The following is a 7950-nucleotide window of genomic DNA, read 5'->3' on the forward strand; positions in this document are numbered from 1 at the left end:
CCATCCCCAACGCCTTATCCTGAACTGACCCCAAAGCCTACACCTGAACCTGTACCAGAACCACCCCCACCTGAAGAACCTGTACCAGAACCACCTCCGGAGACACCTAAACCAACGCCCAAAAAAGGCAAGGGCGCCGGGGATAAAGAAGAAAAATGGACCAAGGAAGAATTCAACAGCGCCATTAAGTGGAAAGACGGCTTTATTATCCATGCGATTAAGTCACCATACAGGCGAGGAGTCGATGAAAAATCCTTCCACAAGGATAACCTTCCTAAAGGTTTTGACCCGTCCGGAGCCATAGAGCAATACAAAGGACCCGGCAGCCAGCAAAAGAGCGCCCGGGTAACCGGAGCTTTCCCGAAGAAGCGTACGATAGACGTTGGAAATCAGGATATCGTCGTCTACCGTACAAAAGGCAACCGCGTGAGGATGCGTCACATTAGGGACACTCGCGGCACTTCCAGCCAGAACACGATAAAGAAAGGGCATAACGCCAGCCGCAAAAGAGGAAGGGTTTACCACACCAACATCGGCGGCTCCACTGTAGTCAGCCGCCGGCCGATAAGGAGCTATTAATTAACATGGACCAAAAGACAAAGGAGATATTAAAAAAATGGCTGCCACCCACAATCGTTTTCCTCATCATAGCCTGCGTCTGCGTACAATTCATCTTCGCTCCGGTCGAGATACATAACAAATATAAGGACGGTACGGAGGAACGGATAGGCTCCGGGTTTCTTTACCTTCAAGGCGCTAAGCTAATCGTAGAATCCTGGAAAGAGTTCCCTAGATACACAATCGGGCTTGGTATCAGTGCCTATTTTGCTTTTTGTGGCGCGGCGTTTTGTATTTATAACCTGCACAAGGCTAGTCAGGAATGAGAAGGTTAATCTTAATAGTCACAGTGGTATTTTTAGCGGCGGCCGCCGGCGTCATGATGCCGGAGACTGCCTACGCCATGGACGAGCCGGAAGGCGTCAGCCTATACGATATCATGATTTTCCATGACCTTCTCTACGAAGATGATTTTACAGCCATCGTCCCGTATCATATATCCTTCGAGACCACGCCGGACGATGCTATCAACCAGACTTTTATCTTCTCCGTGCTAAGCGAAAACGGCACCACCCAGCTCGGAGCTGTTACGGCACACCCGCGTTACTACGGCGGATACGGCAAAGGGGTTGTAATGTTTTACCTTCAAAGTGGAATGGTATGGAATAGACCTTATATATTCCGTGTCCAGCAGAACCCAGTCTATTACCCATCGCCGCAAAAATGGGATTTTACAATCGGCAATAATCAGTATTCGACCGATGCCGACCAAAGCCAAGGGTTAAGGGCTAAAATAATCGATTCGGCGACCGAGCTTTCGACGGAGTGGAACGTTGACCTGCTCTCTTCCGGAGATAGCGGGCAGACGGTCCTATCGACCTACGGCGAGCTTTACTATCTGAACGCCGTACCAGGGCTTCAAATCATGTGTCCGGAACTTTTCAGCGTACAAATAGAAACCCCGGACTATACGAAAAGGGCGTGGTCCTACACCCTGGCGGAAGTTTTAAGAACAAAATACGCCGGCACGCTTATCGAGGATTTCATGACCGGCTACGCCGGGCTATTTTCCATGGAAACAAACACAGCCATGGACATAGGTTCGATATTCGTATTTGCCATCGTTATTATAATATCCGCCTGGAAATTTAAGGCTTCTCTACTTGCCGCTTTTACGGATGGTTATACAGTATTACTCCTGCTTATGCTGGAGGGTTTTATCTCCATGATAATAGTCGGCTTTATAGCTTTTCTTTCCACGCTGCTGGGGGGAATAATATTATTTTTTAACAGGTCATAAGGATGAAAAGAGCGCTCTTAATTTTAATATCGATATTTCTTTTTACAGCAGGTCCTTATGCTGCTTTCGCTTCCGATATCAGCGAGGCTAATTATACTGGCACGCTACAGGCAACAAATAGCGGGGCAGACGCGACGAATGTTGCCGCCAATTTTGCGCTTAGCACTACGGCTCTTATAACGGCCGGGCAGCTCAATGCCGACGCAATGAACGTTGTGGCAAGAGATGACTACGGTAACGATACCGCTGTAATGCCCGGCTACGAAAATAATCCATGGATAATCTTCTATAACAACATTCAGGCCAACGCCAGCCGCAACGCTTATATTTATACCGGGGATGTTACAGGAGGAGAGGTATTCTACTTTCCCGGGTCCGGCGGGCTTACCGTACGGGACGCAATAACGGCCGAGGGTAATGATTTCGAGTGGCATTTTAACGACGTACAACTTACTTCCGGCGCTGGCGCAAGCCAGTATATCTATAAACACTCCGATGCTACCAACGGGGGCATCGAGCTTTTTAAATCCGAGACCGTACCAGAAAATGTGACCGCAAGGATATTTGTCCGGAGTGCTCCTTTAACTGTAACTTTATATCCAAACTCCGCAGGAGACAGCACTCAGCTAACACCTATACCTGGTCCTACAAACTGGGAATGTGTTGATGAGGCAGTTACTGATGATAATGCTACATATGTTCGAAACACTACCACTTCTTACTTGAAGGACTTATATAATCTTACAACGAGTGGTCTTGGAGGTGCTACTAGTGCTATTGCTGCGGTTACTTTATACTTCAGAATATCTGGTATAGAGGGAGATACTGCATATGCTAAACCAGTTCTCAAATTAGGTGGTACTGAATCTATTGGCACCGAAGTTTCACGAACTGGTGCCACCTATAACACGTTTTCTCAATCATTTTCTAGACCTGGAGGAGGAAGTTGGTCTTTGTCAGACCTTGCAAGTCTACAAGCAGGAGTCATGCTCAAAGCAACACTTGCTCAAGCAAGATGCACTCAAGTTTATGTGGTTATTACCTATACGACCAGAACATATACCGATTTAACTGTCACTGGTGCAGATACTGATACTAGCCACGATTTCACGCTTTCGTTAGCGGGCGGCACTTTATCTTTCCAGATGGATAGTGAAGCCCCTGAGACTACCGCTTTTGTCGGCTCAATTCCAAACAGTACATCGGATGTAACACTTCTCGAGGGAGATGCCTGTTTATATGCCGAATCTGTTACCTACACCCAGGGCGGCACGGTAAGGGGTCAGTGGGCGTGGGAATACCCCGATGAAATGGACAGCACCCTCACCAACGGCACCGGCGCGGCTAGCGGTTCGCCTATTACCCTGGCGCTCGGCGCTAATACGGTTACTGTAACAAGCGCCGGGACATTCGTTATCAGCAACGCCTTCGGCTGGCATGTTAAAGCGGTAAGCGGCGGGGCTACCGTGACAGGTAGCCCTAAATATTGCCCGAGCCCGACCACAAGGGGGACCACACAGGAGACTACCATTACCGTCACCGGGACCGGCACGATTACCGTAACCGTCGAAAGGGTATTGACCGACCAGAGCGCAAATAGCTACGATGCCGCGGCTACATTCAGGACAACATCGAGCGATGCTGACGTGAGCACTTTATTAACATCTTTCAAACCAACATCTGAAGCGGCCCCCGAGCAAAGCCTTATAAGCGACTGGCCGGAAATGATTTCCGATGTACCGGAAGAGCCCTCGTCTATGTACACGGAAGAAACTCAGCCGGGGATATTTTTTGCTCCGCTTCTACACGCTATATGGCCAGATAGTATCCCCGAATCTCTCTTCTGGTATAATTTTGCTTTCTCCACAATAATCGGCGCAGGCATCCTGACATTCTATCTTATGGCCTCAAAGGGGCAGAACGGGCTATTATTAAAAATCATCGTCATGCTGGCGATAATGATATTTTGGTCAGTACCCGGGCCTAACATTTACGGGATGTATGTCAGCATTTATTTCATATTTTGGAGCTTCGGCGTCCTGGTATTATCCAGGAATTACGGATGGTGAAAAGATGCGCGCTCAACAAATTATGTTCATGGGTTTAATACTGGCGGCGGGAACGTTGATATCGCTGACATTCGCCGGGGCGTGGTTCAGTGATGCAGATGTCGATATAGCCAATTCTTTTACGGTATGGAAACAGGTAAATATCCTCGGGCTCTGGAGCGTCAATACCATAAATCTTGATTTCTTTATCGGCGGGGCAAAATCCCTGATGATGATGGACTTCGCCTTTTTCGTCGGCGCCGGTCAATTATTTCAATGGTTTATGTTTTTTACTTTCGGGCTGGCTTTGCTGTGGGGGATATTTACGGTAATAATCTCGGTCGCCCAAGGTTTCCTGCACAGGTGAGCTATCGTCTTTCCACCCGGGGCTTTAACACCGGCGGCAATGTCTCGGAATCTTCGTGATAGAACCATTTATCGTTCATCCTTTCATACCATCCGGTCATTGTAACCGACCCATCATGATTTGTTACAGCTTTCTCGGCGTAATAGTAATGCGTAACAGTAGGCACACGGTACGGCGCTGCTGAAACGTCCGGTAGAGTTTTATCTATCCGCTGGCAATTACAGCCCGATGTCCCGGAACATGTAACAAAAATAAAACCGATAACCGCGATAACCGCCAGCAGCGCCAGGAGCTTTACGATACAGCCAAGATTAATATTCTTCATGTAACCCCTTTTTGTTTAATCCTCCTCGGTTTGTTCCAGTAAGGGGTTTTACAGCGAGGGCATATCTCTATGTCAGCCTCGATATACTTTACCGCTCCGGCTTCCGCCGGTAAATCCTTATCGCCGCGGGGCGTCCATATATGCCCGCAGCGCAAACATGTTAGAACAGGTATTTTGAATTAACATTCTCACTCCTATCGGATGTTTATCTATATTATATATCTTTCGTCCATCATCGCTTCTCCCTCCGGGGCCCCTTCTACTCCTTGTAGCTCACGCCGCGGGCCGGCTTTATTTCTTCCGGCCATGGAGGAAAAGCATCATATCTTTCGTAATAATCTAAAAAATCCCTGCGGTTACGCTTTTTTTCTTTTGTTTTCAATACCGTAGCCACGCCGATTAGTACAGTGCCTACAGCAGCTACTCCCATACCTGCGTACATCATCGTCAGGGCCGCCTGCTTATCGGCTTCAGTGTTAATAATAGGCTGATTGATGGCATTGGATAAGAAGAAAAGCCCGATTAAAATGATAAAGAAACTTAATATAGCTAATCTCCCGTACCATTTGTTGTTTTTGTAAGGCGCGTGGTCCGCCAGGACCTCGATGTACCTTTTATCGATGTTCATTATTTAACCTCCGTTTTATAAATTGATTATCCATTATCTACCTCCAAACTTCTATTTTATCAGGGTACTTTTTTAGGTATAATTCAGTACCCGCCCAATCGGATACTATTCCCTCGCCATATAGCTCAATTCCACACTTCTCGCAAAGTGCCTTATGGTCTCCTGAAGGCTCTCCGGTATCCGGCTCCCTCAAGTCAACGGCTGGCTTTTTACCGCACACATCACATTTTAGTTTCCAGTCGAGTTCATATTCAAAATCACCACACATACTACACCCTCCCGCTCAAATGATTTAATGCTGGATGATAAGGTTCTAAATGGCTCTCGCATCGTTGTCCTTTTCTGCAAGGATGAGATTTGCAAGCGTGACCCCACCCGCCTTTGTTATCTTCACCCAGTTCATCTTTACGAAGTTCTGTATCGGTGAATATGTGACGACATTCGGTACATACCCATATTCTTGCTTCCCACTCTGGTAAATTTGATATACCATGCGGATGTTTATGTGATGGATAAAATAAGTCAGTATCTCTCTCTTTCATATCAACCCCTCGCTGCCATCCGGTTAATAAATTGGCAAGGCTCAGTGAAGTGGAACACTCCATACCAACCGCATTTACAGATACAGCGCCATCCACCAGTGTAGTGCTCAACATCTGTGGTATTGCCACACTTGGGGCACTTCTCAGGAGCAAACATTTCCTTTGGCATTAACTCACCACCTTTGCCACTTCTTTAATGGGCGTAACCCACTTTTTGCAACGTGGGCAATACATCTGGTAGAAGTAATCGCCCGCATGGGGAATATCAGGATTGCGTAAAGCCTCACGCCACCATAGACCAGCTTTGCCACATTCAGGGCATCGCTTAACAACTTTGGGACCAACAGGGGAGTATCGGTTAGCCTTACCAGGTGCGTTACAACATGGGCTTGGATTGTCCTTAAGGGTACATCCACGGAAACCATGCCAGCGATAGGTTTTACCGCATTGAGTACAAACAGCACTAGCCATTATCTCATCCCCTTTTCCTCTAGCGACTTGATACGGTTTTCTAACTGCTCAATACAGTCAACCAGTTTGATGTGTCTGATAAGCTCAGCCGTAGCTACTACTGCCGGGCTGATCGGCTGTTCCCTTATCTTTTTGCTCGTGGCCATGCTACTGCGCCTCCTTGGGTTGATAGTCAGTGCACTTCTCCTGAATGAGACGGACCGCCTTGTTAGGCCTCGTGATGCCGCTCAGGGCATAGAAGCAGAACGTCCCGTCTCCCAGGTCATAGTGTCCTTTCTGACACCGGTAGATATCTCGATCGGAGAAGACCTTAGCCTTCTCCAGGTGCGTGCAATCCTGGCACCTAGGCATTGGTGACCTCCTTCTTTTATTCTGGTAGCGGGGGTGGGAATCGAACCCACAATGTCTCCACGCCGGCCGGAAAAGCCTGAAAAATTTTACGGGCATCCACCGCGGCATTATCCAGATAACACCCAGGGCAATCATAGTATAGCCCAGGATGGGGATTTGCGGTATCTGGATTGTATCGATTGAGTCGTTAATTCCGATTTTAACGTACACGAAGGCTCTTGTCCTCCTTCACCGCTTGGCGTATCTTCTCCGCGGTCCCGAGATATTCGACCTTCTCCGGATAATCGCCCCTGGCGTTACGCTGGCTGTAACAATAGTAGTAATAGGTCTTACCATTGGCTTTTTTTATGCCCCTTATCCATCCGCGCGATCGGCGGCGTTTTCGAGTGTGTTTTTTGGTCGGGGTAAGTGGACCACCAGACGCGGTAATCGTAGACCCGGGCAAAACCCCGACCAATTTTTTGTTTTTGTAATTTTTATTCGTAATATCCATAATTTCCCAGCTTCAGGATTTTGGACGCGGGCGCACAATTAGCATTAAGTCTTCTGTAGTTTTCTTTTTACTTTCCTGAAGACTCGAATAACTTTAAACAAGATTGTTTTCCATCGGGGGGGGGGGTAATCGAACACAAGTCCATGACGGACTGTGAAAGCCGTTCTACCGCCAGCCTGCAGTATTTCTCTTCTATCTCAATACCGATGGACTTACGGTTGAGATACTTTGCAGCTACGATTGTTGTGCCGCTACCCATAAACGGGTCTACTACTAGGTCATCGGAGAAGTAATGTACCAGCCAATAAAGATGCTGCAGTCGCCTTGTACAGGGGTGAGGTAATTCTTCAATGGCGGTAATATGAGCAGGCGCTCTTCCTTCATGAATTTTATGTTTACCATTGTGTTTTTGGAAAAGTTTTTCTACGTAATTAGAGCGGCAAACACCGGGCATAAGCTGCCGGTCTTCACGCCAGCGCGGGGACTGCCCGAAGACATAGGCAAAATCGCCAGTATTCAGGATGCGACCTTTGTAAGACGGTATCGTATATTCCAGAGAGCATATTCTTAAAAATGGCAGCCAGGCTGGAAGGGATTTTAAGAAACGCGGGTCACTGTCACACCCGAGTTGAATTACCAGCCGGCGCGTCGACCGTGGGAGCGCCTGGCAAAACTCTTTAAAGAGGGAGTAGGGACGGTCAGCTCCGGGAATATTAGTATTAGCACCTGGCCAAACCGGGTCCGTTATTATCTCAATATCAGACATGCCCGGTAAAATCTCCCTGGCATCGCCGTTATAGATAGTCACCCATTCGTCTTGATAGTAAGGCCTCATGGCAGCTGCACCCCTATCTTATAGCCGTCCGG

14 protein-coding genes are annotated in these 7950 nt (G+C 47.8%); 5 read left to right on the forward strand and 9 right to left on the reverse strand.

The annotated features are described in order from the left end of the window. From PHI12_12315 to PHI12_12335, 5 genes are all read left to right on the forward strand, one after another. Nucleotides 1-579, forward strand: a 579-nt coding sequence (locus tag PHI12_12315; GenBank protein ID MDD5511577.1) for a hypothetical protein, incomplete at its 5' end; no start/stop codon positions are given. A 5-nt stretch (nucleotides 580-584) separates the two neighbouring features. Further along, nucleotides 585-884 carry a hypothetical protein gene (locus tag PHI12_12320; protein ID MDD5511578.1) on the forward strand — a complete coding sequence of 100 codons (300 nt, stop codon included), beginning with the start codon at nucleotides 585-587 and terminating at the stop codon, nucleotides 882-884. Beyond that, nucleotides 881-1858: a hypothetical protein gene (locus PHI12_12325; GenBank protein ID MDD5511579.1), complete on the forward strand. Its 978-nt coding sequence runs from the start codon at nucleotides 881-883 to the stop codon at nucleotides 1856-1858. Before PHI12_12320 ends, PHI12_12325 begins: the two co-directional genes overlap by 4 nt. A gap of 2 nt (nucleotides 1859-1860) precedes the next feature. Further along, the gene (locus PHI12_12330; GenBank protein ID MDD5511580.1) at nucleotides 1861-3927 is read left to right on the forward strand and encodes a hypothetical protein; all 2067 of its coding nucleotides are present in this window, start codon (nucleotides 1861-1863) and stop codon (nucleotides 3925-3927) included. A 4-nt stretch (nucleotides 3928-3931) separates the two neighbouring features. Further along, nucleotides 3932-4273, forward strand: coding sequence for a hypothetical protein (locus PHI12_12335; GenBank protein MDD5511581.1), 342 nt, complete (start codon nucleotides 3932-3934; stop codon nucleotides 4271-4273). Nucleotide 4274: 1 nt separating this feature from the next. Here the strand turns inward: PHI12_12335 and PHI12_12340 are convergent, their stop codons facing one another. The 9 genes from PHI12_12340 to PHI12_12380 form a co-directional block, all read right to left on the reverse strand. Continuing rightward, nucleotides 4275-4598 (reverse strand): hypothetical protein, encoded by a 324-nt coding sequence (locus PHI12_12340; GenBank protein MDD5511582.1) that lies wholly within the window; start codon nucleotides 4596-4598, stop codon nucleotides 4275-4277. Between the two features lie 259 nt (nucleotides 4599-4857). Continuing rightward, the gene (locus tag PHI12_12345) at nucleotides 4858-5226 is read right to left on the reverse strand and encodes a hypothetical protein (protein MDD5511583.1); all 369 of its coding nucleotides are present in this window, start codon (nucleotides 5224-5226) and stop codon (nucleotides 4858-4860) included. Between the two features lie 37 nt (nucleotides 5227-5263). Next, nucleotides 5264-5494, reverse strand: coding sequence for a hypothetical protein (locus PHI12_12350; protein ID MDD5511584.1), 231 nt, complete (start codon nucleotides 5492-5494; stop codon nucleotides 5264-5266). Between the two features lie 275 nt (nucleotides 5495-5769). Then, entirely contained in the window at nucleotides 5770-5937 is a 168-nt protein-coding gene (locus tag PHI12_12355) for a hypothetical protein (protein MDD5511585.1), read from the reverse strand. 4 nt (nucleotides 5938-5941) lie between these two features. Next, the gene (locus tag PHI12_12360; GenBank protein ID MDD5511586.1) at nucleotides 5942-6232 is read right to left on the reverse strand and encodes a hypothetical protein; all 291 of its coding nucleotides are present in this window, start codon (nucleotides 6230-6232) and stop codon (nucleotides 5942-5944) included. Between the two features lie 6 nt (nucleotides 6233-6238). After that, the gene (locus PHI12_12365; GenBank protein MDD5511587.1) at nucleotides 6239-6385 is read right to left on the reverse strand and encodes a hypothetical protein; all 147 of its coding nucleotides are present in this window, start codon (nucleotides 6383-6385) and stop codon (nucleotides 6239-6241) included. Nucleotide 6386: 1 nt separating this feature from the next. Then, nucleotides 6387-6590: a hypothetical protein gene (locus tag PHI12_12370; protein MDD5511588.1), complete on the reverse strand. Its 204-nt coding sequence runs from the start codon at nucleotides 6588-6590 to the stop codon at nucleotides 6387-6389. Between the two features lie 199 nt (nucleotides 6591-6789). Next, nucleotides 6790-7083 carry a hypothetical protein gene (locus PHI12_12375; GenBank protein ID MDD5511589.1) on the reverse strand — a complete coding sequence of 98 codons (294 nt, stop codon included), beginning with the start codon at nucleotides 7081-7083 and terminating at the stop codon, nucleotides 6790-6792. Between the two features lie 67 nt (nucleotides 7084-7150). Beyond that, complete coding sequence (locus PHI12_12380) at nucleotides 7151-7918, reverse strand: DNA methyltransferase (protein MDD5511590.1); 768 nt, start codon at nucleotides 7916-7918, stop codon at nucleotides 7151-7153. Nucleotides 7919-7950 lie beyond the last annotated feature (32 nt).

The sequence above is a fragment of the Dehalococcoidales bacterium genome, assembly GCA_028716225.1.
Classification (GTDB): Bacteria; Chloroflexota; Dehalococcoidia; order Dehalococcoidales; family UBA5760; genus UBA5760.

Excerpts from the sequence above, each read along its gene's own strand:
- PHI12_12320 (MDD5511578.1), top strand. The coding sequence starts at position 585 with ATGGACCAAAAGACAAAGGAGATATTAAAAAAATGGCTGCCACCCACA.
- PHI12_12325 (MDD5511579.1), top strand. The coding sequence starts at position 881 with ATGAGAAGGTTAATCTTAATAGTCACAGTGGTATTTTTAGCGGCGGCC.
- PHI12_12330 (MDD5511580.1), top strand. The coding sequence starts at position 1,861 with ATGAAAAGAGCGCTCTTAATTTTAATATCGATATTTCTTTTTACAGCA.
- PHI12_12335 (MDD5511581.1), top strand. The coding sequence starts at position 3,932 with ATGCGCGCTCAACAAATTATGTTCATGGGTTTAATACTGGCGGCGGGA.
- PHI12_12340 (MDD5511582.1), bottom strand. The coding sequence starts at position 4,598 with ATGAAGAATATTAATCTTGGCTGTATCGTAAAGCTCCTGGCGCTGCTG.
- PHI12_12345 (MDD5511583.1), bottom strand. The coding sequence starts at position 5,226 with ATGAACATCGATAAAAGGTACATCGAGGTCCTGGCGGACCACGCGCCT.
- PHI12_12350 (MDD5511584.1), bottom strand. The coding sequence starts at position 5,494 with ATGTGTGGTGATTTTGAATATGAACTCGACTGGAAACTAAAATGTGAT.
- PHI12_12355 (MDD5511585.1), bottom strand. The coding sequence starts at position 5,937 with ATGCCAAAGGAAATGTTTGCTCCTGAGAAGTGCCCCAAGTGTGGCAAT.
- PHI12_12365 (MDD5511587.1), bottom strand. The coding sequence starts at position 6,385 with ATGGCCACGAGCAAAAAGATAAGGGAACAGCCGATCAGCCCGGCAGTA.
- PHI12_12370 (MDD5511588.1), bottom strand. The coding sequence starts at position 6,590 with ATGCCTAGGTGCCAGGATTGCACGCACCTGGAGAAGGCTAAGGTCTTC.
- PHI12_12375 (MDD5511589.1), bottom strand. The coding sequence starts at position 7,083 with ATGGATATTACGAATAAAAATTACAAAAACAAAAAATTGGTCGGGGTT.
- PHI12_12380 (MDD5511590.1), bottom strand. The coding sequence starts at position 7,918 with ATGAGGCCTTACTATCAAGACGAATGGGTGACTATCTATAACGGCGAT.